Source organism: Sphingomonas sp. 2378, assembly GCF_038084995.1.
Lineage (GTDB): Bacteria > Pseudomonadota > Alphaproteobacteria > Sphingomonadales > Sphingomonadaceae > Sphingomonas.
Genome location: NZ_JAXCMJ010000015.1, coordinates 1 through 24,571 on the forward strand (window position 1 = coordinate 1; position 24,571 = coordinate 24,571).

Below are 24,571 nucleotides of genomic sequence, written 5' to 3' on the forward strand. Positions count from 1 at the left end.
TCCACCAGCAATCGCTGCTCGACCATCACCATGCCCTCCTGCCCGCACAGTGAATCACTCAACCATCCTCATTGCCAGACGTTTCGCAGAGGAATCCTGGAAGGGGAGGTGGCAGGCCGAAGGTCTGACGGAGGGGTGTCCCCGTTGGAGAGGTGGACCAAACTCACGGCTGGTTACACCCCTCCACCATGCTTCGCATGGTCCCCCTCCCCTTGCAGGGGAGGAACAAAGATTGTGCCGCCTGAATGTCTATTGGTCCCCGCAACCGGGCGATGATCCGGCTGAAGATTCCGCTGGGCGGTCGTCGCAAGCGCTGACCGTTCCATTCCGGAAACGAGACAAAGGCCGAACAGCGGCTTTTCATGTTCGGTTCGAGCGCCTACATCGGCCCATCCATGCGCCCGAAACCCCAGACATTCGACAAGAAGAAGATCGTCGCCGAGAACCGGCGCGCCCGCTTCGATTATGCCATCGAGACGACCTATGAGGCCGGTATCGCCCTGACCGGGACCGAGGTGAAGTCGCTCCGCTTCGGCGAGGGCTCGATCGCCGAATCCTATGCCGAGGTGCGCGGCGAGGAGGTGTGGCTGGTCAATTCCAACGTGCCCGAATTCAGCCATGGCAACCGCTTCAACCACGAAGCGAAGCGCCCGCGTAAATTGCTCCTTCATGAGCGCGAAATAAACAAGCTGCACGGTGCGGTGGCGCGCGAGGGTATGACCCTGGTGCCACTGATGATCTATTTCAACTCGCGCGGTCGCGCGAAGGTGGAGCTGGCGTTGGCGAAGGGCAAGAAGGCGCACGACAAGCGCGACTCGATCAAGGAACGCGATTGGAAGCGTGAGCAGGGCCGTATCCTGCGCGATCGCGGCTGATGGCCTCGGCCGTGCCCACCCTGTGGGGCCGATCCATGGCCTGGGTCCGGCGCAACATGCCGACCCGCGATTCGATGGAGAAGAACCGGCTGCTCCGGCCGGTCGCGCACCGCGTGCTCGCGCCCGAGCTGTGGCGCTTCACCCGGCGGTCGGTGCCGCGCGGCGTGGCGCTGGGCGTCGTGGCGGGCTTCCTGTTTCCGGTGGCGCAGATCGCCATCGCCGCCGTCTTCGCGCTGCCGTTCCGCGCCAATGTGCCGGTCGCGGCGTTGACCACCTTCATCACCAATCCGCTGACCACGCCGATCCTGTGGCTGATCGCCTATCGCATCGGCACCTTCCTGCTCCGCAGCGAGACGCCGCTCAACACCCAGCCCGTGGCCGAGGCGGCGACCGGCTGGCTGCAATGGGCGTTCAGCGCCTTTCACTGGTTGTGGGAGCAGGGCCCGGCCTTCGGCCTGGGCCTCTGCGTCCTGACCGGCGGATGCGCGGTGGTCGGCTATGCGGCCTCGGCGCTCGGCTGGCGGCTGTGGATCGCGCGCAAGTGGCGTAACCGTCTGAGATCGCCTGCGATTTGATAGCGGTATCGCGCTTCGACGCGTGTTTCTAACGGTTTGACTGGGCGTATCGGCTCGCTACAACAGCGTCATCCATATCCTTTTCGGGAATTCCGATGCGCTCTCTGCTGATCGCCGCACTCCTCACGACCGCCATTTCCCCCGCCATCGCCCAAACGAAGAACCCGGTCGACAAGGCCGCCGTCGGTCCGGTCAAGCCCAATGCCAAGACCGGCCCCGAGATCGGGGACTTCGGCTTCGACATGGCGGGTCGCGATACCGCGGTGAAGCCGGGCGACGACTTTTTCGATTATTCGAACGGCACCTGGTACAAGGCGACGACGATCCCCGCCGACCGTTCCTCCTATGGCATGTTCCACGTCCTTCAGGACCGCTCGCTGGAGCAGACCCGCACCATCCTGGATGCCGCGGCAAAGCAGCCGGGGAACAAGGCCGGGGACTTCTACGCCAGCTTCATGGACGAGGCGGCGGTCAATGCGAAGGGTGTGACCCCGGTCAAGCCCTGGCTCGACCAGCTTCGCGCGACCAGGGATCGCGACGCGCTGGCGATCGAAATCGCCAAGCTTCAGCGTCAGGGCGTCGGTTCGCCCTTCGGTGTCTATATCGGCCAGGACGACAAGGCGCCCGACACCTATATTCCCAATTTCGGCCAGAGCGGCCTGGGCCTGCCCGATCGCGACTATTATCTGAAGGACGACGCCAAGCTGGCGACGATCCGCACCGCCTATCAGGCCTATCTCGCCCGGATGCTGACGCTGGCGGGCGAACAGAATGCCGAGGCGCGTGCCGCCGCCGTGTTCAACTTCGAAAAGGCGCTGGCGAACGTCCACTGGACCCGGATCGAAAGCCGCGACGCGGACAAGACCTATAACAAGTGGCTGGCGGCGGACTTCACCGCCAAGGCGCCCGGCTTTCCCTGGGCGCGATATATGGAGACGCTGGGCGTCGCGGGCCGCCCGGCCTATCTGGTGTCGCAGCCCAGCGCGATCACCGGCGAGGCCAAGATCTATAGCGAGACGCCGCTGAACGTCCTTCAGGACTATGCGATGCTCAAGGTGCTGCGCAGCTATGCCAGCTATCTGTCCAGCGATTTCGACAAGACCAACTTCGCCTTTTACGGCACCACCCTGTCGGGCACGCCGCAGCAGCAGGCCCGGTGGAAGCGCGGCGTGGGCCTGGTTTCCGAAGGGCTGGGCGAGGAAGTCGGCAAGCAATATGTCGCCAAATATTTCCCGCCGGAATCGAAGGCCGCCGCCGACGCGCTGGTCAAGAACCTGATCGCGGCGATGGGCGACCGGCTGCGTAACCTGGAATGGATGGCGCCCGAGACCAAGCAGAAGGCGCTGGCGAAGCTCGCCGCCTTCACCCCCAAGATCGGCTATCCCGACAAGTGGAAGGATTATTCCGCGCTGACCATCCAGCGCGGCGATCTGGTCGGCAATGTCGCCCGCGCCAATGCCTTCGAGTTCCAGCGTGACCTGAACAAGCTGGGACAGCCGATCGATCGCGGCGAATGGTTCATGACGCCGATGACGATCAACGCCTATGCCAACCCGCCGATGAACGAGATCGTGTTCCCGGCGGCGATCCTCCAGCCGCCCTTCTTCGATCCCAAGGCCGATCCGGCGGTGAACTATGGCGGTATCGGCGCGGTGATCGGGCATGAGATCAGCCATCACTTCGACGATCAGGGCCGCAAATATGATGCGACCGGCAAGCTGACCGACTGGTGGACCGAGCAGGACGTGGCGCGGTTCAAGACCTTTACCGATGCGCTGGTGAAGCAATATGACGGTTACGAGCCGCTGCCCGGCCAGCATGTCCAGGGCGGCCTGACGCTGGGCGAGAATATCGCCGATCTGGCGGGGCTGACGGTGGCGCTCGATGCCTATCACAAGTCGCTGGGCGGCAAGCCCGCACCGGTGATCGACGGCACGACCGGCGACCAGCGCTTCTATTATGGCTGGGCGCAGGTGTGGCGGACCAAGTGGCGCGAACCCGCGCTGCAACAGGCTCTGCTGTCCGATCCGCACTCGCCGGGGCATCAGCGGGTGCTGACGGTCCGCAACCTCGATCCCTGGTATGCCGCCTTCAAGGTCCAGCCGACCGACAAGATGGCGCTGACCCCCGAGCAACGCGTGCGGATCTGGTAAAGTCCTGTCGGGAGACGCGTTCGGGCGCAGGATCGCGCTTGACCCATGCCGGGTCGCCGGATGAAGAGTTTCATCATGGCGATCGCGTCTCCCGAAAGATTTACCCCGGTCCGTATCGCGGGCCTCGTCTCGTTGGTCAGCGGGGTGGGGGCGGCGGCTCTGCTCTTCCTGGCGATCGGCAACTGGATCGTCGCGGCGGGTTTCCTCGCCGCCGCCCTGCTAGCCTTCGGACTGGTCCTCGTCTGGCGCATCCTGACCCCCAGGGTCGAGCAGACGCGGCGGAGCGTCGACTGGGATTTCGCGCGGGTCGTTGCCGATGCCAGCCATGATGCGATCGCGGTGACCGACCGGGCCGGGCGGCTGGTCTGCGCCAACGACGCCTATGCCTCGCTCTTCCCGATGATGCCGACGCCGCCCGGCGTGCCGCTGGACGCGCCCTCGGTGGAGGCGCTGGCACGGGCCGGTCGGGCGGCGTGGCGCGACGGGCTGGGCCGGGCGGACCGGATCGCGGTGATGGGGACCGAATTGTCGGTGCTGGTGACGCGGGCAGGCGACGAGGCCGACCTGCTCGTCTGGCGTTTCGCGGTCGCGCAGGAACAGGATCTGGCCGAGACGGTCGAGCGGCTGATCGGCGGTATCCAGGGTGACCGGCTGGGCGCGGCGGGGATCATGGCGGCGCTGATCGCCCCCGATGGCCGGGTGCGTGCCGCCAACCGCGTGCTGTGCGCCCGCGCCATGGGCGGCGAGATGATGTCGATCGTCGGCCGCGACTTCGCGACCTTCCTGATGCACGATCCCGGCGGGCAGGTTCGCTTCGCCGCCGAACTGGGCAAGGGCGACGGTCGTCGCTTGCGCATCCTGCAAATCCCCTTCGTCGAGGGGGAGGGCGCGCCGATGCTGGTCGTGCTGCTCGACGAGGAGGAGCAGCTCGTGGCTCCCGCCGGGGCCAGTGCGGGCAGCCATGTGCGGGGGCTCGTCTCGCTGATGCCCTTCGGCATCGCCCTGGTCGATCGGGACGGGCGCTTCATCCAGATGAACTCCGCCTTCATGCGCGCCGCCGGGGTGAAGGGAACGACCCCGCCGCTCTATCCCGGCGATCTGGTGGTGCGCGAGGACAAGGCGGCGGTCGCCGATGCGATCCGGCGCTTCGCCGGGGGCGCGACCCACAGCGCCGACATGGCGGTCCGCCTGAAGGACCATCCCGAGGAGCCGGTGGCGCTGACCATCGCGGGCGCGCGGGGGCTGGGCGATGCGGCGGTGTTGCTGAGCCTCAAGGACAATTCGGAGGAGAGCCGCCTGAAGCGCGAAGTGGCACAGGCGACCAAGATGCAGGCGGTCGGCCAGCTCGCGGGCGGCGTCGCGCACGACTTCAATAATATCCTGACCGCGATCATCGGGCATTGCGACCTGATGCTGATGCGCCATGCGCCCGGCGACAGCGACTATGACGATATCCAGCAGATCCGCACCAATTCAAACCGTGCGGCCAGCCTGACGCGGCAGTTGCTGGCCTTCTCACGGCAACAGACGCTGCGCCCCCAGATCCTGCAACTGCCCGATGTCGTCTCCGAGGTATCGAACCTGCTCAAGCGACTGCTTGGCGAGCGGGTGCGGCTGGATGTCACCCATGGCCGCAATCTGGGGCCGGTGCGCGCCGATCCGGGGCAGCTGGAGCAGGTCGTCGTCAATCTGGCGGTCAATGCGCGCGACGCGATCCTGGAGAATGAGCCGGCGGGCGGCGGTATCCTGACCATCCAGACGCGGGCGGTGTCGATGGCGGATGCGCGCGCGCTGAACAACGACATCCTGCCCGCCGCCGATTACACCGCGCTGATCATCAGCGACAACGGGACGGGCATACCGCCCGAAATCCTGCCCAAGATCTTCGAGCCCTTCTTCACCACGAAGGAACTGGGCAAGGGCACCGGGCTGGGCCTGTCGACCGTCTATGGCATCATCAAACAGTCGGGCGGCTATATCTTCGCCGATTCGCCGCCGGGTGGGGGTGCCAAATTCTCGATATACCTGCCCGTCCATGCCGCGCCCGCCATGCCGACTGCCAGGGCGATCCCGGAAAAACCGGCGGCGCGCGCGACGACGCCATGGGGGTCGGGGACCATATTGCTGGTCGAGGATGAGGATATGGTCCGCGCCGTTGCGGAGCGGGCCTTGTCGCGCCAGGGCTATACGGTGATCGCGGCAGAAAATGGCGAAGCGGCGCTGGAGATGCTCGACAAGCATGGCAAGCCCGATCTGCTGATCTCCGACGTGGTGATGCCGACGATGGACGGCCCGACCATGGTCGGTCTCGTCCGCAAACGCTATCCCGACCTCGCCGTGCTGTTCATGTCGGGCTATGCCGAGGAGCAGCTTCGCAAGTCGATCACGTTGCCCAATGTCGGCTTCCTGCCCAAGCCCTTCTCGGTCCAGCAACTGGCCGAGGCGACGCAGGCCGCGCTCTCGCGGGACGGCGGATCGTAACAAGCGGCTGGCGGATGGCGCAAAGCATGATATGGCGGTGCCGATGACAGAGCCCGTGCAGATCCTCATCGTCGAGGACGAACCCCTTATCGCCATGATGCTCGAGGATTTCCTGGACGTCCTCGACAAACAGGTCGCGGGCACCGTCGACAGCGTCGATGACGCGCTGGCCCGGGTGGCTCAGGGCGGTATCGACGCGGCCATCCTCGACGTCAACCTGCGCGGCGGCCAGAAGAGCACCCCGGTCGCCGAAGCGTTGGCGGAACGTGGCGTACCCTTCGTCTTCGCCACCGGCGGATCGGATGAATCGGTCGACGAACGCTTTCGTGACCGCCCGCGCCTGCAAAAGCCGTTCACCATGGACGGCGTGGCCAAGGCGCTGGGTTCCCTCTAAAAAATCCTCCCCATCATCGATGGGGAGGGGGACCGCCGCGAAGCGGTGGTGGAGGGGCGTCGCCACAAAGGGCTCCGCTGAGGAAGCCCCCTTTGCCAAACCTTCGGCCTGTTACCGACCTACCGGGCAGGACCGTCGAAACCTATTGCGACGAAATTTGCTTGCGTCAAAGGGCCGTCTCGCGACATAGGCCTGCGTCATGACACGCCAATTCGACAAGTCCCGCCTGCCGTCCCGCCACGTTTCCGTGGGCCCGGAGCGTGCGCCGCATCGCAGCTATTATTATGCTATGGGTATCCAGGAAGAGGATATCGCCAAGCCCTTCGTCGCGCTGGCGAGTGCGGGCAACAATTCCGCGCCCTGCAACACGACGCTGGATGCGCAGGCCGATGCCGCGCAGGGCGGGGTGATCCGGGGCGGCGGCATGCCGCGCCGCTTCAACACCATCACCGTGACCGACGGCATCGCCATGGGCCATCAGGGCATGAAGTCCTCGCTGGTCAGCCGCGAGGTCATCGCCGATTCGGTCGAACTGTCGGTGCGCGGCCATTGCTATGACGCGCTGGTCGGCTTTGCCGGGTGCGACAAGTCGTTGCCCGGCATGATGATGGCGATGCTGCGACTGAACGTGCCGTCGATCTTCGTCTATGGCGGTTCGATCCTGCCCGGTCGGCACCATGACCGCGACGTCACCGTGGTCGACGTGTTCGAGGCGGTGGGCCAGCATGCGGCGGGCAATTGTCCGCTCCACGACCTCATTGCGCTCGAAAAGGTCGCCTGCCCCGGCCACGGTGCCTGCGGTGGCCAGTTCACCGCCAACACCATGGCGTGCGTCGGCGAGGCGATCGGCCTGTCGCTGCCCAACAGCAACATGATGCCCGCGCCCTTCCTCGACCGTCACGGCATTGCCGAGGCGGCGGGCGAGCAGGTGATGGAACTGGTCGCGCGCAACCTGCGCCCTCGTGACATCTGCACCCGCCAAGCCTTTGAAAACGCCGCGCGTGTCGTGGCGGCGACGGGCGGCTCGACCAATGCGGGGCTTCACCTGCCCGCGATGGCGAACGAGGCGGGAATCGACTTCGACCTGTTCGACGTGGCCGAGATCTTCAAGACCACCCCCTATATCGCCGACCTGAAGCCCGGTGGCCGCTATGTCGCCAAGGACATGTACGAGGCGGGCGGCGTCTATATGCTGATGAAGACGCTGTTGGCGGGGGGCTTCCTGCACGGCGACTGCATGACCGTGACCGGCAAGACGCTGGCCGAGAATATCGACGAGATCACCTGGAACCCCGACCAGAAGGTCATCTATGACGTGAAGACGCCGCTGTCGCCGACCGGCGGCGTGGTGGGTCTTCGCGGCAGCTTGGCGCCCGAGGGGGCGATCGTGAAGGTGGCGGGCATGAAGCGCCTCCAGTTCGAGGGCGTCGCCCGCGTCTTCGATTGCGAGGAAGAGGCCTTCGCCGCCGTCGAGGCGCGCGACATCGCCGAGGGTTCGGTCATCATCATCCGCTATGAAGGGCCCAAGGGCGGCCCCGGCATGCGCGAGATGCTGTCGACCACCGCCGCACTTTATGGACAGGGGCTGGGCGAGAAGGTCGCGCTCATCACCGATGGTCGTTTCTCGGGTGCCACGCGCGGCTTCTGCATCGGCCATGTCGGCCCCGAGGCGGCGGATTGCGGCCCGATCGCGCTGGTCGAGAATGGCGATCTCATCCGCATCGATGCCGAAGCCGGGACGATCGACCTGGAAGTCGAACCCTCGGTGCTGGACGAGCGCCGCGCCCGCTGGACCCCGCGCGTGAACGATTACCAGTCGGGCGTGTTGTGGCGCTATGCCCAGAATGTCGGCCCCGCGCATCAGGGCGCGGTCACCCATCCCGGCGCCAAGTGCGAGCGCCATGTCTATGCGGATATCTGATCCCCGCTGGCTGGCCGGTGCCCTGGCGCTGGCCGGCTGTTCGGGTGGGCAGGGGGGGGAGCAGTCCGACACCCCTGCCGCCGCCGAGAAGCCCGGCCTGTCGATCGATTGCGCGCTGGCGGGGGCTCAGGCCTTTCGCCGGGATTGCACCGTCGAGCAGTCCGCCGCGGGGGCGGGCGTGATCCTGACGCTGCGTCATGCCGATGGCGGGTTTCGGCGGCTGCGGGTGACGCAGGACGGGAACGGTGTGGCCAGTGCCGATGGCGCACTGCCCGCCGAGGTCGGCGTTGCGGGCAGCGATCAGATCGAGGTTAGGGTCGGTGACGACCGATACCGCCTCCCCGCGACGGTCGGCGCGCGATGATCCCGGTCGACGGCGCACCCGTCCTGACCGCTGCACAGATGCGCGCGGCCGAAGGCCGGACCATGGCCGGGGGTGTGTCCGAGGCGGACCTGATGCAGCGCGCCGGGGAAGGGATAGCCCGCGCGGTGGCGCGGCTGGCGGCGGGACGTGAGACACTGATCCTCTGCGGCCCCGGCAATAATGGCGGGGACGGCTATATCGCGGCGGCGGCATTGCAGCGGCAGGGCTTGAGCGTCCGGGTGGCTGCGAGCGGAGAGCCGCGCAGCGACGGCGCGCGTCGTGCCAGGGCGGTCTGGAACGGTACCGTCGAAGCCATGGCCGATGCCGAACCCGCGCCCGTGGTGGTGGACGCGGTGTTCGGGACCGGGCTGTCGCGCGCTCCCGATGCGGTGGTTCAGGCGGCCTTACGCCGACTGGTATCGGCGGCGTGGCTATCCATCGCGGTCGACCTGCCGAGCGGGGTCGCCAGCGACGATGGCACGCCGTTGGGCGATGTGCCCGGCTTCGACGTGACGCTGGCGCTGGGCGCGGTCAAACCCTCGCACCTGCTCCAGCCCGCCGCCGCGCTGATGGGGCAGGTTCGGTTGATCGAGATCGGCGTCGCGGTGGATGCGAAAATCCGCGTGATGAGGAAGCCCGATTTGCCCCGGCCCGACGCCGCTTCGCACAAATATAGTCGCGGGATGGTGGCGATCGTGGCGGGCAGCATGTCGGGCGCATCCGAACTGGCCGCGATGGCGGCGTTGCGCGCCGGGGCGGGCTATGTCCTGCATCTGTCCTCCGATCCGCCGAGTGGCTCCGCGCATCCGCATGCTATTGTCCGTCGGGCCTTTACCCGCGATGCACTGGGTGAGAATCGGATCGGGGCGGTGGTGATCGGGCCGGGGCTGGGCCGGGATGAGGATGCACAGGAACGGCTGGAGACCGCGTTGGCGAGCGGGCGGCCTTTGGTGATCGACGGCGATGCGCTGCGGCTGGTCGATATCGAGGCGCTGCACCGGCATGACGGCCCCAAGATCCTGACCCCCCATGGCGGCGAATTCGCGCATCTGTTCGGCGAGATGCCCGAGGGTAAGCTGACCGCCACTTTGCGCGCTGCCGAACGCAGCGGGGCGGTCATTGTCCATAAGGGCGCCGATACCGTCATCGCCGCCCCCGATGGCCGCGCGATCCTCTGCCCCGAGGCGAGCCCCTGGCTATCGACCGCCGGGACCGGCGATGTGCTGGCCGGGGCGGTCGGCGCGATGCTGGCGGCGGGGCTGGAGCCGCTCGCGGCGGCGGAGGCGGGGGTGTGGCTTCATGCGCAGGCGGCGCGGGCCTGTAGCGCGGCTTTCATCGCGGACGACTTGGCAGAAGCGCTTTCCGCCGTCAGAGGCTGATCGCATGAACGATATCATCATCCGCGTCGCCGCCCGAGGCGATGGCGTGACCGAGAATGGTCGACATGCCGCTTTTGCCGCGCCCGGCGATACCTTGTCGGCGGACGGCGCGGTCATCCCCGGCCCGCATCACCAGACGCCGCCTTGCGGCCATTTCCCCCGCTGTGGCGGGTGTCAGCTCCAGCATCTGGACAACGAAAGCTATGCGGGCTTCGTCACCGACCGCATCGCCGCCGCGCTGGACGCGCAAGGGCTGACCGCCCCGCTTCGCCCGGCGCATCTTTCGCCGCCGCGCAGTCGCAGGCGGGCGACACTGCATGCCGAGGCCAAGGGGGGGCGCGTGCTGATCGGCTTTTCGGAAGAGAAGAGCCACGCGATCGTCGATATCGCCGAATGCCATATCCTCGATCCCCAACTGTTCGCGCTGGTGGCACCCTTGCGGGGGCTGTTGCAGCGTCTGGGGTTCAAGCGGCGGGGTGATGTTCATCTGGCGCTGGCCGATCAGGGCGCGGACGTGCTCGTCACCAATTTCTCGCCCGATGGGCTGGAAGCGGCGGAGACGATCATCGGCTTTTGCGAGCGGCACGGCGTCGCGCGCTTCTCGGTCGATGACGGGCTGGGTGCGGAGACGCGGTGGGAGCCGGAGCCGGTGACCATCACCCTGGGCGGAGTCGCCGTTCCCCTGCCGCCCGGTGCGTTCCTTCAGGCGACGCCCGATGGCGAGGCGGCCCTGGTCGCCGCCGTGCGCGAAGCGGTGGGCCAGCCACGCACCACCGCCGATCTGTTCGCCGGGCTGGGCACCTTCGCGCTCGCGCTGCCGGGCAAGGTCTATGCGGCGGAGGGCGCGCGGGACGCGATCCTGTCGCTGAAGGGTGCGGCCAATGCGCAGCACCGCCCGGTCTTCGCCGAGCATCGCGACCTGTATCGTCGCCCGCTCACCAAGGCGGAGTTGGACCGGTTCGACGCGATCGTCCTCGACCCGCCGCGTGCGGGCGCGCGGGATCAGGCGGATGCGCTGGCCAGCGCCGATGTCCGTTCCGTCGCCTATGTCTCGTGCAACCCGGCGAGCTTCGCCCGCGATGCCAAGGCGATGGTCGATCAGGGCTGGCAACTGCAATGGGTGCAGCCGGTGGGGCAGTTCCGCTGGTCGACCCATGTCGAACTGGCGGCCAGCTTCGTGCGTCAGCCCGCGTCCGGGTAATCCGCCGCCACGAAGAACAGCCCGTCGGACGGCGCATTGAGCCCCAGTTGCGCGCGGTCGCGCGCCGCCAGCGCCGTCGCGACATCGTCGGGCGACCAGCGGCCCATGCCGACCAGCGCCAGGCATCCGACCATCGACCGCACCTGATGATGCAGGAAGGAGCGGGCGGCGGCGCGGATATAAAGGCGCGCGCCGTCCCGCTCGACCGACAACAGGTCGAGCGTGCGCACCGGGCTGTCCGCCTGGCAATGGACCGAGCGGAAGGTGGTGAAGTCGTGCCGCCCGACCAGATGCACAGCGGCCTGAGCCATCGCGGCCTCGTCCAGCGGCTGAGGCACCTGCCACGCCAGCCCCGCCTCGAAGGTCAGCGGTGCGCGGCGGTTGACGATGCGATATTCATAGGACCGGCGGATGCACGAGAAGCGCGCGTGCCAGTCGTCCGCGACCTCGACACAATTCAAGACTGCCACCGGCGCAGGCCGGGCGCGGGCGTTGATCGCCTCCATCAGCCGAAAGGGCGCGATCGGCTTGGCGATATCGACATGCGCGCGCATCGCCAGCCCATGGACCCCCGCATCGGTCCGGCCCGCCGCATGGACGGTGGTCCGCTCGCCCGTCACGGCATGGATCGCGTCCTCCAGCGTCTGCTGCACGCTGGGCCCGTGGGACTGGCGTTGCCAGCCCATGAAGGGCCGCCCGTCATATTCCACCGTCAGGGCGAAGCGCGTCAAAGCCGGGTGCCCGCCGGGATCGGAAAGCCGCGCAGCAGATCCTCCGCGCTCGACACGCCGCGCCCGGCACGCTGGACGGTGACGGGGCGGATCGCACCGTCGCCACAGGCGATGGCCAACCGGTCGTCCAGCACCTCACCAGCGGGGCCCGCCCCGTCCTCGACCTCGGCGGACAAGACCTTGATCCGCTCCCCCTGATATTCCAGCCACGCGCCGGGGGCGGGGTGGAAGGCGCGGACCTGTCGCTCCAGTTCGACCGCGCTTCGGGTAAAGTCGAACCGCGTCTCGGCCTTGTCGATCTTGCTGGCATAGGTGACGCCCTCGACCGGCTGGGGGCGGGGCGGATAGCGCTCCGGATCGGCAAGCACGCGGACCATCAGTTCGGCCCCCATGGCGGCGAGTTCTTCGATCAGTTCACCGGTGGTCTTGTTCCCGATCGGAGTCGATCCCTCCAGCCGCACCGGACCGGTGTCGAGCCCCGCCTCCATCTGCATGATCCCGACGCCGGTCACCGCATCGCCCGCCAATATCGCCCGCTGGATCGGCGCCGCGCCACGCCACCGGGGCAACAGCGAGCCATGGACGTTCAGGCACCCCAGGTGCGGCGCGGCCAGGATCGGCGGCGGCAGGATCAGGCCATAGGCCGCCACGACCGCGACATCGGCCCCGAACGCCGCAAAACGCTCCTGTTCCTCGGATGAGCGCAAGCTGACCGGGGTCAGGACCGGAATGCCCAGCGCCTCCGCCGCCTGCTGCACGGGCGACGCCACCAATTGCCGCCCGCGTCGCCCGCCGGGGCGTGGCGGTTGGCTATAGCTGGCGACGATCTCGTGTCCGGCCCGTGCCAGCGCTTCCAGAACCGGGACGGCGAAGCCCGGCGTACCCATGAAGATGATCCGCATGGCGCATGTCTCTCTTCGCTGGCGGGACGGCGCGCAACCCCCTATCTGTTCGTCATGGCATCCCCCGAGATCGAGGCGCTGACCCAGGCGCTGGCGCGTATTCCCGGCCTTGGCCCCCGCTCGGCCCGGCGCGCGGTTCTGCACCTGCTCAAGAAGCGCGAGGCGGCGTTGACCCCGTTGCTGACGGCGCTGGCGGCGGTGGAGGAGCGGCTGGAAACCTGTGCCGTATGCGGCAATATCGACACCGCCAATCCTTGCGCCATCTGTGTCGATCCCCGGCGCGACGCGGGCGCGCTGTGCGTCGTCGAGGAGGTGGCTGACCTGTGGGCGCTGGAGCGGTCGCGGCTGTTTCCAGGGCGCTTCCATGTGCTGGGCGGACGGTTGTCGGCTCTCGAGGGCATCCGGCCCGAGGATCTGGCGATCGACGCGCTGGTCCGCCGGATCGAGGAAGGCGGGATCGACGAGGTCGTGCTCGCCATGAACGCCACGCTGGAGGGCCAGACCACCGCGCATTACATCGCCGAGCGGATCGAACGCTTTCCGGTCCGTGTGACTCAACTCGCGCACGGCCTGCCGGTCGGGGGCGAACTCGACTATCTGGACGAAGGGACGCTGGCACAGGCGTTGCGGGCGCGGCGTCCGGTGGTCTGATGCGCCGTCTTGACGGTCCACGGCCCGCACCGTAGCGAAACCGTCATGGCCATTCTTCCGATCGTCGAAGTTCCCGACCCCCGCCTGCGTCTCGTCTCCAAGCCCGTGGAGGCGGTCGATGACTCGATCCGTCAGCTCGTCACCGACATGATCGACACCATGTACGACGCGCACGGCATCGGGCTGGCCGCGATCCAGGTGGGCGTCGACAAGCGCGTGCTGGTTATCGATCTTCAGGAGGAAGAGGATGAGGAGGGCAAGCCGGTCAAGAACCCGCGCGCCTATATCAACCCCGAAATCCTGTCGGTCAGCGAAGAGCTATCAACCTATAACGAGGGCTGCCTGTCGATCCCCGAGCAATATGCCGAGGTGAAGCGCCCGGCCAAGTGCCAGGTCAAGTGGCTGGACGAAAAGGGCGAGGCACATGAGGCCGAGCTCGATGGCCTGCTCGCCACCTGCATGCAGCATGAGATCGACCATCTGAACGGCGTGCTGTTCATCGATCATGTCAGCCGGTTGAAGCGCGACATGCTGATGCGCAAGCTGACCAAGCTGCGCAAGGGCTGATCCCCGATGGGATGATCGGGGCAGGGGCGATTGCCCCTGTTCGATGCCGATCGTTCGTTCTATGTTCCGACCTGTCCTTGGTTCTGACAGGTTTACATGATGCCCGAATTGATCGTCGTCGCGCTTCTGGCGCTCCTGGTCGGGGGGCTGGCCGGCTGGCTGGCCGCGAAGCGTGCCGCCGATAGCCTCGCCGCCGAACTGGCCGCCGCGAAGGCCCGCGCGGCGGAGGTCGATCCGCTGCGAGCCGCCCGCGATGTCGCCGAGCGCGACAAGAGCGAGGCGTTACAGGCACTGGCCGAATTGCGGGGCCGCGCCGCCGATCTGGATGTGATCCGGGCGGCGCGCGACGCGGTCGAGGCGGAGCGCAACGCCGCGCTGCGCGAACTGGCGGAATTACAGGCGCGCGCGCAGGAACGCGAGGCGGCGCATGCCCTGACGCTGGAGGCGCTGGGCAAGGCGCGCGAACAGATCAACACGCAATTCGGCGAAGCGGCGGCGCGGGCGCTGGAAGTCGCGCAGCGCCAGTTCCTCGAACGTGCCGAGGCGCGGTTCCGCCAGTCGGAGGAAGCGTCGGGGCAAACGCTCAAGGCACTGCTCGACCCGGTCCATCAGCGGCTGCAACGCTATGAGGAGGGTGTGCGCAAGGTCGAGGACGAACGCCGCGACGCCTTCGGCGAGTTGAAGGGCCAGATCGAGGCGATGCGGATCGGGCAGGAGCGCGTCTCGGGGGAAGCGGCCAAGCTGGTCAACGCGCTGCGCAATGCGCCCAAGGCGCGGGGCCGCTGGGGCGAGCAGCAGTTGCGCAACGTGCTGGAAAGCTGCGGCCTGTCGGAACATGCCGATTTTCAGACCGAGGTCAGCGTGGCGGACGGCGAGGGCGGGCGGCTCCGCCCCGATGCGATCGTGCGCGTGCCGGGCGGCAAGGCGCTGGTCATCGATGCCAAGGTGTCGCTCAACGATTATCAGGATGCCTTCGGCGCGGTCGACGAGGTCGAGCGGCTGGCGGGCCTGTCGCGCCACGCCGCCGCGATGCGCGCGCATGTCAACGGCCTGGGCAATAAGAGCTATTGGAACCAGTTTGAGGACGCTCCCGACTATGTCATCATGTTCGTCCCCGGCGAGCATTTCCTGTCGGCGGCGCTGGAGCATGACCCGACCCTGTGGGACTTCGCGTTCGACAAGCGGGTGCTGCTGGCGACCCCGACCAACCTGATCGCCATCGCCCGCACGGTCGCGGCGGTGTGGCGGCAGGAAAAGCTGGCGCAGGAAGCGCGGCAGATCGGCGCGCTGGGCAAGGAGCTTTACGCGCGGCTCGCGGTGATGGGCGGGCATGTGTCGAAACTGGGCAAGAATCTCGACACGGCGATGACGGCCTATAACGCCTTTGTCGGCAGCCTGGAGAGTCAGGTGCTGACCAGCGCGCGGCGGTTCGAGGCCTTGAACATCGACACTGGCGGCAAGAGTATCGAACAGCCCCCGATCGGTGAACAGGCGACGCGCCCGCTGACCAAGCTGATGCCGGTCGCCGAATTGACGGATGGCGGCGAGGGGGCGGAGGTTTCCTGACCTCCGTCGACGGTTCGGGGGGCTCGGGTCCGCGATAGCGACCGCCGGTCGCATGCGCGAAGTCGAAGGGCACGAAATTGCGCCTGCGGTCAGGGCGGGGCGCGGCCTTCGACTTCGCTCAGGCTGAACGGGGGGTGGGGGATGGCTACACGGGCTTTCGCATCGTCCGGTCGCCACACTCGAAATGCCCGGCATTCCCCAACCGCCGTTCGCACTGAGCGAAGTCGAAGTGCATGGGATTGCGGTCGCGGTTAGGGCAGGGCGCGGCCTTCGGCTTCGCTTCGACCGCACGGAAGTCGGGAATGGCGGTCAGCCCGCCTTTGCGCCACCCTGTTGGGCCAGCACCTCATAGGCCATCACCGCCGTCGCGACCGCCGCGTTGAGGCTGTCCGCCTTGCCGAGCATCGGGATCTTGACCAGCGTATCGCAGGCGGCGGCATAGTCGTCCGGCATCCCCTGTGCCTCGTTACCGGTCAGCAGGAACGTCGGAGCCGCATAACGCGCCGCCCGGTAATCCGAATCGGTGTCGAGGCTCAGGCCGACCAATTGCCCCGGCCCCTGGCGCAGCCAGTCGAGGAAAGCCCGCCATTCACAACGCACGATCGGCACGGTGAACAGCGCCCCCATGCTGGCGCGCACCGCCTCGACCGAGAAGGGGTCGACGCATTCGCCGATCAGGATCAGGCCGCCCGCGCCGACCGCATCCCCGGTGCGCAATATGGTCCCCAGATTGCCCGGATCGCGTAAGCGTTCGGCCACCAGCCAGATGCCCGAGGACGACCGGTCCAGCGCGTCGAGCGTGACCGCGAGTTCCTCGAACACCCCGACGACCGCCTGCGGATTGTCCTTGCCGGACAGCTTGGACAGGATGTCGGGCGTCGTCTCGATCGCCTCGCCCTCCGACGCTTCGACCGCGTCGATCAGTTCGCGCACCAGCGGATGGCCCGCTGACGGCTTGGCATAGAACAGCAGTGTGGGCAGGCGCCCCGTCTCACGCGCCTCAGTCAGGATGCGCAGGCCCTCGGCGAGGAACTGGCGCGACTGCTTGCGGTGGCGCTTGTCGCGCAGGTCGCGGGCCCACTTGATCAGCGGGTTGGAATAAGCGGTAATCTCGCGGGGCATCAGTCTTCGCCGAACTTCGCTTCCACGAGCGCGACCAGCGCCTCGACCGTCTCACCGGCGCCGTCGCCTTCGGCGCTGATCGTGATGGTGTCGCCCATCGCGGCGCCCAGCATCATCAGGCCCATGATCGAGGTGCCCGTCACCATGCTGCCGTCCTTGCCGACCCGCACTTCGCAGGGCTGGCTGGAGGCGAGGGTGACGAACTTGGCGCTGGCGCGGGCATGAAGGCCGCGGCGGTTGGTGATGACGACGGTCCGCGTCTGCTCCGTCATGCGGCGGCCTCGCCCAGCACTTCCGAGGCGACCGAGATATATTTGCGCCCCGCCTCGCGCGCGGCGGCGACGGCGTCGACCACCTGCATCGACTTGCGCGCCGAACCCAGGCGGATCAGCATCGGCAGGTTCATCCCCGCGATCACCTCGACCCGGCCCCGCTCCATCAGCGAGATGGCGAGGTTGGAGGGCGTGCCGCCGAACAGGTCGGTCAGCACGATCACGCCGCGCCCCGCATCGACCGTGCCGATGGCGGCGGCGATGTCGGCGCGGCGTTCCTCCATATCGTCCTCGGGCCCGATCGCGATGGTCGCGATCCGTTCCTGTGGGCCGACCACATGAATCATCGCGGTCACGAACTCATCGGCGAGCCGCCCGTGCGTCACCAGAACCAGACCGATCATGTCAGACACGCATATCCATCATTGCTTGGCCGGCCCGGCTTCCAGTGAGTCTTTCGGCACGGCACTCAAATCACGATGTACCACCGTGGGGGAAAAACCGTCCCGGCGCAACCGTCCCGCGATCCGTTCGGCGACATGGACGGAGCGGTGTCTCCCTCCGGTACACCCGATCGCGATGGTGATATAGGACTTGCCCGACGCGATGTAGCGGGGGACCAGCGTTTCCAGCAACGCCTCGATCTGGCCGAGCGTGGTTTCATAGGCGGGGTCCTGGCGGATATAGTCGATCACGCCCTGATCCCGCCCGGTGCCGGGACGCAGCTCGGCGGACCAGTGCGGATTGCGCAGGAAGCGCATGTCGAACACCAGGTCGGCGTTGCGCGGAAGCCCCTTGGAAAAGCCGAAGGACATGACGGTCAACACGGGCTCGCTCAGCCCTTCGACCGCGTAGTTGGCGCGGATCCACTGGCCCAGATCGTTGCTGGTCATGTTGGTCGTGTCGAGCAGCCGGTCGGCCATGTCGCGCAAGGGAGCGAGCAGGGTGCGCTCATGCGCGATCCCGTCATCGGCGGCGCGGTCCATCGCCAGCGGGTGGCGGTGGCGCGTCTCGGCATAACGGCGCTTCAGTTCCTCACCGCCGCAATTGAGGAACAGCGTCTCGATCGCCAGACTGGGGCTCTCGTTCAGGCGGCGGATGCTCTGGGCGATGTGCTCGGGCGCGAAGTCGCGGGTGCGCACGCCGATGCTGATCGCAAGCGGACGGTTCTTGCCCTCCATGCCGCGCGGCGGTGCGGCTTCCAGCAGACCGTCGAGCAGGAAGAGCGGCAGGTTGTCGACCACCTCCCACCCCAGATCCTCCAGCGTCTTCAGCGTGGTGGAGGTGCCGGCGCCGGACATGCCGGTGACCAACAATATGCGTTTGCGATCCATCACGGACGGTCCTTGTGACGCTTGGCCAGTAATTCGACCTTGATCGGGGCCGAAGCGGGGAAGGGGTTCAGCCTGTAGAGCGGAAGTGTGACGCCTGCGATGACCCTTTGGGCGGGCTCGGGCAAGCGGTCTTCGGCCTCGGCGCTCAGGTCGATCACGAAGGATATGGTGGTCGCACGGCGATGCGCCAAGGTGACGATCCCGACGCCGCGAACCTCGATCAGTCCGGCGATCGTATCCGGGACGGTCGCGTGAAGGCGTCCGTTCAGAGCATCGACCCGGACATAGTCGTCGCCGACCAGGATTGCCCCCCGATCGATGAGACGCAGGGCAAGATCCGACTTGCCCGCGCCCGATCGTCCGCACAGCAACAACCCGACATCGCCGATCGCGATGCAGGTCGCGTGGACCAGTTCGCCCGCTCCGGCGGATGGCGCGTCCCCGATCACAGGACGGGGGCGAGCGGCAGGCGGACGACGAAGCGCGCGCCGCTCAACCGGTCTTCGCGCGATTCGACATGGATGCGGCCCTGATGCGCCTCGACGATGGTGCGCGCGATGGCCAAGCCCAGCCCCGAATGCTGGCCGAACCCTTCCGAACTGGGGCGGATCGAGTGGAAACGGCGGAAGATCGCCTCGCGCGCCTCTTCCGGAACGCCGGGGCCTTCATCCTCGACCCGGACGACCAGATCGTCCTGTTCGCGCGACAGGCTGATTGCGACGACCGCTTCGTCGGGGGAAAAGGACAGGGCGTTGGAGATCAGATTCTCGAACACCCGCTCCAGCCGCGCGCCCTCGCCCGCGATGATCGCTGGGCCGGGTTCGGTGGCGTCGAAGCGCAGGCGGATGCCACGCTCGACCCCACGCGCCTCGCGCTGGTCGATCAGCCCGGCGAGCAGGGCGTGGAGATCGACCGGATCGAACTTTGCTCGGCTCAACTGGGCGTCCAGCCGCGAGGCATCGGATATGTCGGTGATCAGCCGGTCGAGCCGCCGCACATCGTCGCGGACGATCGCCAGCAACTGTGCCTGGAGATCGGGGTCGTGGACCGTCTCCAGCGTGTCGACGGCGGAGCGGAGCGAGGCGAGGGGGTTCTTGAGCTCATGTGTGACGTCGGCGGCGAAGGCCTCGGTCGCGTCGATCCGGGCGCGCAGGGCCAGGCTCATGTCGGACAGCGCGCGGGCGAGCATTCCCAGTTCGTCGCGACGATCCGGCAGGCGGGGTACCACGACCTCCCGCGCGCGCCCCAGCCGGACGCGGACGGCGGCGCGCGCCAGTCGCCGCAACGGACGGACGATGGTACGCGCGAGGAACAGCGACAACAGCACCGAGATCAGTGCGACCAGCGCGAGGAGGACGCTCAACCGGAACCGCTCGATCCGCACCGTCTCGGTGATGAAGCGCGCATTCTCGGTCGCCATGATCGCGCCGCCGCTGGGCAGGGGTGCGGCGGCGGTGATGACGGGGGTCCGGTCGGGTGCGCGCCAGACCGAGGCGGAGATGCGCCCCGCCCGCGCCGCGCGGACATCGGGCCATTCCGCGCCTTGGCGCCGCTCGCGGTAGAGCGGGGGGCGGGCGGCGCCGACGACGGTATCGATCCCGGCGTCGAGGAAGCGCGCGATCGACTGCCCCAGGTCCTGCTTGTCGGGATCGCGCAGCACGACATTGCGGATGCCCAGCGCGCGACTGTCGCCGACCAGCCGTCCGCGGGCGTCGAACAACCGGACCCGCGCGCCCGTATCCCGCGCCAGCCGCGTGACCAGCCGGTCGCGCTCCTCGCTCCGTACCGAGGTCAACGCCTCGCCCATCAGGCGAACCTCACGCAACGACTGGGCGACGCGATTGTCGAGCAGTCTCGCGCGGTAGGAGTCGAGATAGAAGAAGCCACCGGCGAGCAACAACAGGGCGAAGATGTTGATCGCCAGAATCCGCTGGGTCAGCGAAATCTGGCCCGACCAGCGCAACGCCAGGTCGGGGGCTTCACTCCTCGGAGAATCGGTAGCCGGCGCCATAGAGCGTCTCGATGGCGTCGAATTCGGGGTCTACCTGTCGGAACTTGCGGCGCAGGCGCTTGATATGGCTGTCGATCGTGCGGTCGTCGACATAGATGTCGTCCTGATAGGCCGCATCCATCAACTGGTTGCGGGTGCGCACGATGCCGGGGCGCTGGGCCAGCGTCTCCAGGATCAGGAATTCGGTGACGGTCAGGGTGACGGGTTCGCCCTTCCACGTCACCCGGTGCCGCGCCGGGTCCATCGCCAGCGCGCCACGGGTCAGCGGCCCCTGTGCGTCGGTGGCAGGCGTCCCTTGCGGCGTGCCGACATATTCCGACCGGCGCAGGATCGCGCGGATGCGCGCGATCAGCAGCCGCTGCGAGAAGGGCTTGGCGATATAATCGTCCGCGCCCATCGCCAGGCCCAGCGCCTCGTCCAGCTCGTCATCCTTGCTGGTCAGGAAGATCACCGGGATCTGGCTCTTCTCGCGCAGGCGGCGGAGCAGTTCCAGCCCGTCCATGCGCGGCATCTTGATGTCGAAGATGGCCAGATCGGGGGGATTGTCGATCAGCGCCTTCAACGCCGCTTCGCCATCGGCATAGATTCGCGTGACGAACCCCTCTGCCTGAAGCGCGATCGATACGGATGTCAGGATGTTACGGTCGTCATCGACCAGTGCGATCGTCGCCGTCATGCGATCAACCCCGGACCATTGTCATGCGAAGGAACCGCCATGCGCCTCGGTTAAGCCAAAGCGGGACACGGCTCAACCGTCTTTGCGTATCCACCTGTTTGACGTGTTAAACAAACGCGCTATGGATCGTGCAGCGCATACGTATTCGCATGCGGTGAGAAACGGCGCCCGGCCCATCGCGACCGGCGCCCTGGGGAACGAGGAAGCTCTTATGGACGAACGGATTCCGGAAATCGGTTTGCAGGCGCAGGGGATCGAGACCCGCGCGACGCTCCACTGGAACCTGGTCACCGCGCGGCTGATCGAGACCGCCGTGGCGCGTGGTGAGGGCAAGCTGTCGGCGGACGGCCCGCTGGTGGTCGAGACGGGCGAGCACACCGGGCGTTCGGCGCAGGACAAGTTCATGGTCCGCGACGACGAGACCCGCGACACCGTCTGGTGGGGCAAGACCAACAAGCCGATGAGCCCCGACGACTTCGCCGCGCTGAAGGCCGATTTCTTCGCCGCGCTCGGCCAGAAGGAAAATCTGTTCGTCCAGGATCTCTATGGCGGATCGCAGCCCGAGCACCGGGTGCGCGTGCGCGTCATCAACGAGCTGGCCTGGCATAATCTGTTCATCCGCACGATGCTGGTCCGCCCGGAAGAGCATGAACTGCGCAAGTTCGTCGCCGACTATACGATCATCGACCTGCCCAGCTTCCGCGCCGACCCCGCGCGTCATGGCTGTCGTTCCTCGACCGTCATCGCGGTCAACATGACCGAGAAGCTGATCCTGATCGGCGGCACCCGCTATGCGGGCGAGATGAAGAAGTCGGTCTTCGGCCTGCTCAACTATCTTCTGCCGGCGACGGGCGTGATGCCGATGCACTGTTCGGCCAACATGGGCGCGGACGGGTCGACGGCGGTGTTCTTCGGCCTGTCGGGCACCGGCAAGACGACGCTGTCGGCGGATGCCAGCCGTACGCTGATCGGTGACGACGAGCATGGGTGGTCGGACACGGCGGTCTTCAATTTCGAGGGCGGCTGCTATGCCAAGATGATCCGCCTGTCGCCCGAGGCGGAGCCGGAAATCTTCGCGACGACCAAGCGCTTCGGCACGGTGCTGGAGAATGTCGTCATGGACCCGGTCACGCGCCAACTCGACCTGAACGACAACAGCCTGGCCGAGAACAGCCGGGGGGCGTACCCGATCGACTTCATCCCCAATGCGTCGAAGGACAATATGGGGGGCGTGCCGCGCAACATCGTGATGCTGACGGCGGACGCTTATGGCATCCTGCCGCCGATCGCGAAGCTGACCCCCGAACAGGCGATGTATCACTTCCTGTCTGGCTATACCGCGCGCGTCGCGGGCACCGAGATCGGCGTGACCGAGCCGGATGCGACCTTCTCCACCTGCTTCGGTGCGCCGTTCATGCCGCGTCATCCGTCGGTCTATGGCAATCTGTTGAAGGAGCGGATCGCGAAGGGCGGCGTGGATTGCTGGCTGGTCAATACCGGCTGGACCGGCGGCAAATACGGCGTCGGCAACCGCATGCCGATCAAGGCGACCCGCGCGCTGCTCAACGCCGCGCTCGACGGCAGCCTGAACCAGGCCGAGTTCCGCATCGATCCGAATTTCGGTTTCCAGGTGCCGGTTGCGGTGCCGGGCGTCGATCCGGCGATCCTGAACCCGCGCGACACCTGGGCCGACAAGGCCGCCTATGACGCGACGGCGGCCAAGCTGGTCGATCTGTTCAACGAGAATTTTCAGCAGTTCGCAAGCCATGTCGACGAAGGCGTTCGCGCGGCGGCGCCGAAGGTGACGGTGGCGGCGTAATTTGTCGTAGGGGAGGGCGCTTGTGGTTGGCGTCCTCCCTTGGCCCACCGCCAGCCTCAGTCTAAAGGCTCGACCAACAAAACCCCGCCATCGATATGCGCGACGCGCAACCGGGTTCCGCTTTCCGCGTCCGGCCCACGCACCGGCCACTCGCTATCGCCCAACCGCGCCCGACCCTCGCCCCCGACGATCGGCGTCGTGACGGTAACGACCTGCCCCCGCAGTCGCAGCGCGGGCGCATTCAAGACCGGCGCGTCGCTTTCCACCGGAAAATCCCGATACCAGCGCCGCCCGATCACCACGCAAACGACGCTCCACACCGCGAAATCGGCGAGTTGCAGTCCGATCGGCAGGTCCGGCAGCGCCCATGTGGTCAGCGCCGTCACCCCCGCGGCGACGGCAAGGAAGATCAGGAATACCCCCGGCACCAGCAGCTCGGCGATACCGAGCGCCAGGCCCGCCGCCAGCCACAATGCGGCAGGGTCGAGTTCTCCGATCGTCACGACGGCGACTGGTCGAACGGCCCCGGCTTGGTGGTCACGCGCGGGGTGGCGGTGTCGGACTTGTTATTGCCAAGCGCTTCCTTGGCCAGTTCGCCGATCCCGCCCAGCGTGCCGATCAACTGGGTCGCCTCGACCGGGAACAGGATCGTCTTGGCATTGGGGCTGGTCGCGAACTTGCCGACCGCCTCGACATATTTCTGCGCGATGAAATAGTTGATCGCCTGTGTCCCGCCCGACTCGATCGCTTCGGACACGACGCGGGTCGCCTTGGCTTCGGCCTCGGCGGCGCGTTCGCGGGCTTCGGAGTCGCGATAGGCCGACTCGCGGCGACCCTCGGCTTCCAGAATGCGCGCCTGCTTCTGCCCCTCGGCGCGCAGAATCTCCGACGCGCGCGAGCCTTCCGCCTCGAGGATATTGGCGCGTTTCTCGCGTTCGGCCTTCATCTGGCGGGCCATGGCGTTGACGATGTCGACCGGCGGACGGATGTCCTTGATTTCGACGCGGGTGATCTTCACGCCCCATGGCGTGGTCGCGTGATCGACCACATTGAGCAGCCGCGCATTGATCTCGTCGCGCTTGGATAGGGTTTCATCCAGATCCATCGATCCCATGACGGTGCGCAAATTGGTGGTGACGAGGTTCAACAAGGCGACATACAGGTCCGACACCTCATAGGCCGCCTTGGGCGCGTCCAGCACCTGGAAGAAGACGACCCCGTCGGTGGAGATCATCGCATTGTCCTTGGTGATGATTTCCTGCCCCGGAATATCGATCACCTGCTCCATCATGTTCACCTTGCGCCCCACGCGGTAGAAAAAGGCGGGGTAGAAGTTGAAACCGGGGATGGCGGTGCCGGTATAGCGGCCGAAATGCTCGATCGTGTATTGGTAACCCTGGCGGACGATCTTGATCGACATCATCAGGTACATCAGCACCAGCAGGACCGCGAGTGCGGCGATGATCAGGCCCATGGACGGCTCCCCCATATCTGTCTGATCGGCATTCTAGCATGGCGGTGCAGCAAGGGCCTAGCGGGAACGGTTCGCTTTGGTTACATGGCCCGCCACTTGTTCC

General features: G+C 67.0%; 24 protein-coding genes. 13 read left to right on the forward strand and 11 right to left on the reverse strand.

Annotation, left to right across the window (positions count from 1 at the left end):
- Positions 1–395: 395 nt before the first annotated feature.
- From smpB to SM191_RS09565, 9 genes are all read left to right on the forward strand, one after another.
- Entirely contained in the window at positions 396–875 is a 480-nt protein-coding gene (smpB, locus tag SM191_RS09525) for an SsrA-binding protein SmpB (protein WP_007403364.1), read from the forward strand.
- Positions 875–1,450, forward strand: coding sequence for a DUF2062 domain-containing protein (locus SM191_RS09530; RefSeq protein ID WP_445949838.1), 576 nt, complete (start codon positions 875–877; stop codon positions 1,448–1,450). The genes smpB and SM191_RS09530 overlap by 1 nt, the downstream gene beginning before the upstream one ends.
- Positions 1,451–1,545: 95 nt before the next feature.
- Positions 1,546–3,603 (forward strand): M13 family metallopeptidase, encoded by a 2,058-nt coding sequence (locus SM191_RS09535; protein ID WP_341505991.1) that lies wholly within the window; start codon positions 1,546–1,548, stop codon positions 3,601–3,603.
- 75 nt (positions 3,604–3,678) lie between these two features.
- The gene (locus tag SM191_RS09540) at positions 3,679–6,084 is read left to right on the forward strand and encodes a hybrid sensor histidine kinase/response regulator (RefSeq protein ID WP_341505992.1); all 2,406 of its coding nucleotides are present in this window, start codon (positions 3,679–3,681) and stop codon (positions 6,082–6,084) included.
- Positions 6,085–6,115: 31 nt separating this feature from the next.
- A complete protein-coding gene (locus SM191_RS09545; RefSeq protein ID WP_445949839.1) occupies positions 6,116–6,478 on the forward strand; it encodes a response regulator in 363 nt (120 codons plus the stop codon).
- A 199-nt stretch (positions 6,479–6,677) separates the two neighbouring features.
- A complete protein-coding gene (gene ilvD, locus SM191_RS09550; protein ID WP_341505993.1) occupies positions 6,678–8,399 on the forward strand; it encodes a dihydroxy-acid dehydratase in 1,722 nt (573 codons plus the stop codon).
- A complete protein-coding gene (locus SM191_RS09555) occupies positions 8,386–8,763 on the forward strand; it encodes a hypothetical protein (protein ID WP_341505994.1) in 378 nt (125 codons plus the stop codon). The genes ilvD and SM191_RS09555 overlap by 14 nt, the downstream gene beginning before the upstream one ends.
- Positions 8,760–10,142 carry an NAD(P)H-hydrate dehydratase gene (locus tag SM191_RS09560; protein WP_341505995.1) on the forward strand — a complete coding sequence of 461 codons (1,383 nt, stop codon included), beginning with the start codon at positions 8,760–8,762 and terminating at the stop codon, positions 10,140–10,142. The genes SM191_RS09555 and SM191_RS09560 overlap by 4 nt, the downstream gene beginning before the upstream one ends.
- Before the next feature lie 4 nt (positions 10,143–10,146).
- Positions 10,147–11,343: a class I SAM-dependent RNA methyltransferase gene (locus SM191_RS09565; RefSeq protein WP_341505996.1), complete on the forward strand. Its 1,197-nt coding sequence runs from the start codon at positions 10,147–10,149 to the stop codon at positions 11,341–11,343.
- On the opposite strand, the gene truA is transcribed toward SM191_RS09565, so the two are convergent.
- Entirely contained in the window at positions 11,325–12,074 is a 750-nt protein-coding gene (gene truA / locus SM191_RS09570; protein ID WP_341505997.1) for a tRNA pseudouridine(38-40) synthase TruA, read from the reverse strand. The two genes, SM191_RS09565 and truA, sit on opposite strands and share 19 nt — an antisense overlap.
- On the reverse strand, positions 12,071–12,976 hold the full coding sequence (fmt, locus tag SM191_RS09575) for a methionyl-tRNA formyltransferase (RefSeq protein ID WP_341505999.1): 906 nt from the start codon (positions 12,974–12,976) through the stop codon (positions 12,071–12,073). Before fmt ends, truA begins: the two co-directional genes overlap by 4 nt.
- Before the next feature lie 54 nt (positions 12,977–13,030).
- On the opposite strand from fmt, the gene recR reads away from it, so the two are divergent.
- The 3 genes from recR to rmuC all read left to right on the forward strand — a co-directional run bounded on the left by recR (position 13,031) and on the right by rmuC (position 15,760).
- Positions 13,031–13,627: a recombination mediator RecR gene (gene recR / locus SM191_RS09580; protein WP_307000221.1), complete on the forward strand. Its 597-nt coding sequence runs from the start codon at positions 13,031–13,033 to the stop codon at positions 13,625–13,627.
- A gap of 45 nt (positions 13,628–13,672) precedes the next feature.
- Complete coding sequence (gene def / locus SM191_RS09585) at positions 13,673–14,194, forward strand: peptide deformylase (protein ID WP_307000223.1); 522 nt, start codon at positions 13,673–13,675, stop codon at positions 14,192–14,194.
- A gap of 99 nt (positions 14,195–14,293) precedes the next feature.
- The gene (gene rmuC, locus SM191_RS09590) at positions 14,294–15,760 is read left to right on the forward strand and encodes a DNA recombination protein RmuC (RefSeq protein ID WP_341506047.1); all 1,467 of its coding nucleotides are present in this window, start codon (positions 14,294–14,296) and stop codon (positions 15,758–15,760) included.
- A 309-nt stretch (positions 15,761–16,069) separates the two neighbouring features.
- Here rmuC and SM191_RS09595 read toward each other — a convergent pair whose 3' ends face one another.
- The 7 genes from SM191_RS09595 to SM191_RS09625 are packed head-to-tail and all read right to left on the reverse strand — an operon-like array spanning position 16,070 to position 21,175.
- Complete coding sequence (locus tag SM191_RS09595) at positions 16,070–16,882, reverse strand: TrmH family RNA methyltransferase (RefSeq protein WP_341506002.1); 813 nt, start codon at positions 16,880–16,882, stop codon at positions 16,070–16,072.
- The gene (locus tag SM191_RS09600) at positions 16,882–17,154 is read right to left on the reverse strand and encodes an HPr family phosphocarrier protein (RefSeq protein WP_341506004.1); all 273 of its coding nucleotides are present in this window, start codon (positions 17,152–17,154) and stop codon (positions 16,882–16,884) included. The genes SM191_RS09595 and SM191_RS09600 overlap by 1 nt, the downstream gene beginning before the upstream one ends.
- Entirely contained in the window at positions 17,151–17,558 is a 408-nt protein-coding gene (locus tag SM191_RS09605; protein WP_267432723.1) for a PTS sugar transporter subunit IIA, read from the reverse strand. Before SM191_RS09605 ends, SM191_RS09600 begins: the two co-directional genes overlap by 4 nt.
- Positions 17,559–17,576: 18 nt before the next feature.
- Positions 17,577–18,488 (reverse strand): RNase adapter RapZ, encoded by a 912-nt coding sequence (gene rapZ / locus SM191_RS09610; protein WP_341506048.1) that lies wholly within the window; start codon positions 18,486–18,488, stop codon positions 17,577–17,579.
- Positions 18,488–18,937 carry an HPr kinase/phosphorylase gene (locus tag SM191_RS09615; RefSeq protein WP_341506006.1) on the reverse strand — a complete coding sequence of 150 codons (450 nt, stop codon included), beginning with the start codon at positions 18,935–18,937 and terminating at the stop codon, positions 18,488–18,490. The genes rapZ and SM191_RS09615 overlap by 1 nt, the downstream gene beginning before the upstream one ends.
- Positions 18,934–20,499: a sensor histidine kinase gene (locus SM191_RS09620; protein WP_341506007.1), complete on the reverse strand. Its 1,566-nt coding sequence runs from the start codon at positions 20,497–20,499 to the stop codon at positions 18,934–18,936. The genes SM191_RS09615 and SM191_RS09620 overlap by 4 nt, the downstream gene beginning before the upstream one ends.
- Positions 20,468–21,175: a response regulator transcription factor gene (locus SM191_RS09625; RefSeq protein ID WP_341506008.1), complete on the reverse strand. Its 708-nt coding sequence runs from the start codon at positions 21,173–21,175 to the stop codon at positions 20,468–20,470. Before SM191_RS09625 ends, SM191_RS09620 begins: the two co-directional genes overlap by 32 nt.
- Before the next feature lie 211 nt (positions 21,176–21,386).
- On the opposite strand from SM191_RS09625, the gene SM191_RS09630 reads away from it, so the two are divergent.
- Positions 21,387–22,994, forward strand: a complete 1,608-nt coding sequence (locus SM191_RS09630; protein ID WP_341506009.1) for a phosphoenolpyruvate carboxykinase — start codon at positions 21,387–21,389, stop codon at positions 22,992–22,994.
- A 56-nt stretch (positions 22,995–23,050) separates the two neighbouring features.
- Here SM191_RS09630 and SM191_RS09635 read toward each other — a convergent pair whose 3' ends face one another.
- The gene (locus SM191_RS09635; RefSeq protein ID WP_341506010.1) at positions 23,051–23,497 is read right to left on the reverse strand and encodes an NfeD family protein; all 447 of its coding nucleotides are present in this window, start codon (positions 23,495–23,497) and stop codon (positions 23,051–23,053) included.
- Complete coding sequence (locus SM191_RS09640; RefSeq protein ID WP_307000241.1) at positions 23,494–24,468, reverse strand: SPFH domain-containing protein; 975 nt, start codon at positions 24,466–24,468, stop codon at positions 23,494–23,496. Before SM191_RS09640 ends, SM191_RS09635 begins: the two co-directional genes overlap by 4 nt.
- Positions 24,469–24,571: the final 103 nt, after the last annotated feature.

Bases quoted from the DNA above. Each gene is read 5' to 3' on its own strand.
- SM191_RS09630 (WP_341506009.1), top strand. From the start codon at position 21,387: ATGGACGAACGGATTCCGGAAATCGGTTTGCAGGCGCAGGGGATCGAG.
- SM191_RS09600 (WP_341506004.1), bottom strand. From the start codon at position 17,154: ATGACGGAGCAGACGCGGACCGTCGTCATCACCAACCGCCGCGGCCTT.
- smpB (WP_007403364.1), top strand. From the start codon at position 396: ATGCGCCCGAAACCCCAGACATTCGACAAGAAGAAGATCGTCGCCGAG.
- SM191_RS09565 (WP_341505996.1), top strand. From the start codon at position 10,147: ATGAACGATATCATCATCCGCGTCGCCGCCCGAGGCGATGGCGTGACC.
- fmt (WP_341505999.1), bottom strand. From the start codon at position 12,976: ATGCGGATCATCTTCATGGGTACGCCGGGCTTCGCCGTCCCGGTTCTG.
- rapZ (WP_341506048.1), bottom strand. From the start codon at position 18,488: ATGGATCGCAAACGCATATTGTTGGTCACCGGCATGTCCGGCGCCGGC.
- SM191_RS09625 (WP_341506008.1), bottom strand. From the start codon at position 21,175: ATGACGGCGACGATCGCACTGGTCGATGACGACCGTAACATCCTGACA.
- SM191_RS09620 (WP_341506007.1), bottom strand. From the start codon at position 20,499: ATGGCGCCGGCTACCGATTCTCCGAGGAGTGAAGCCCCCGACCTGGCG.
- SM191_RS09595 (WP_341506002.1), bottom strand. From the start codon at position 16,882: ATGCCCCGCGAGATTACCGCTTATTCCAACCCGCTGATCAAGTGGGCC.
- SM191_RS09530 (WP_445949838.1), top strand. From the start codon at position 875: ATGGCCTCGGCCGTGCCCACCCTGTGGGGCCGATCCATGGCCTGGGTC.
- def (WP_307000223.1), top strand. From the start codon at position 13,673: ATGGCCATTCTTCCGATCGTCGAAGTTCCCGACCCCCGCCTGCGTCTC.
- ilvD (WP_341505993.1), top strand. From the start codon at position 6,678: ATGACACGCCAATTCGACAAGTCCCGCCTGCCGTCCCGCCACGTTTCC.
- SM191_RS09640 (WP_307000241.1), bottom strand. From the start codon at position 24,468: ATGGGCCTGATCATCGCCGCACTCGCGGTCCTGCTGGTGCTGATGTAC.
- recR (WP_307000221.1), top strand. From the start codon at position 13,031: ATGGCATCCCCCGAGATCGAGGCGCTGACCCAGGCGCTGGCGCGTATT.
- SM191_RS09540 (WP_341505992.1), top strand. From the start codon at position 3,679: ATGGCGATCGCGTCTCCCGAAAGATTTACCCCGGTCCGTATCGCGGGC.
- SM191_RS09605 (WP_267432723.1), bottom strand. From the start codon at position 17,558: ATGATCGGTCTGGTTCTGGTGACGCACGGGCGGCTCGCCGATGAGTTC.
- SM191_RS09545 (WP_445949839.1), top strand. From the start codon at position 6,116: ATGGCGGTGCCGATGACAGAGCCCGTGCAGATCCTCATCGTCGAGGAC.
- SM191_RS09535 (WP_341505991.1), top strand. From the start codon at position 1,546: ATGCGCTCTCTGCTGATCGCCGCACTCCTCACGACCGCCATTTCCCCC.
- SM191_RS09560 (WP_341505995.1), top strand. From the start codon at position 8,760: ATGATCCCGGTCGACGGCGCACCCGTCCTGACCGCTGCACAGATGCGC.
- rmuC (WP_341506047.1), top strand. From the start codon at position 14,294: ATGCCCGAATTGATCGTCGTCGCGCTTCTGGCGCTCCTGGTCGGGGGG.
- SM191_RS09555 (WP_341505994.1), top strand. From the start codon at position 8,386: ATGCGGATATCTGATCCCCGCTGGCTGGCCGGTGCCCTGGCGCTGGCC.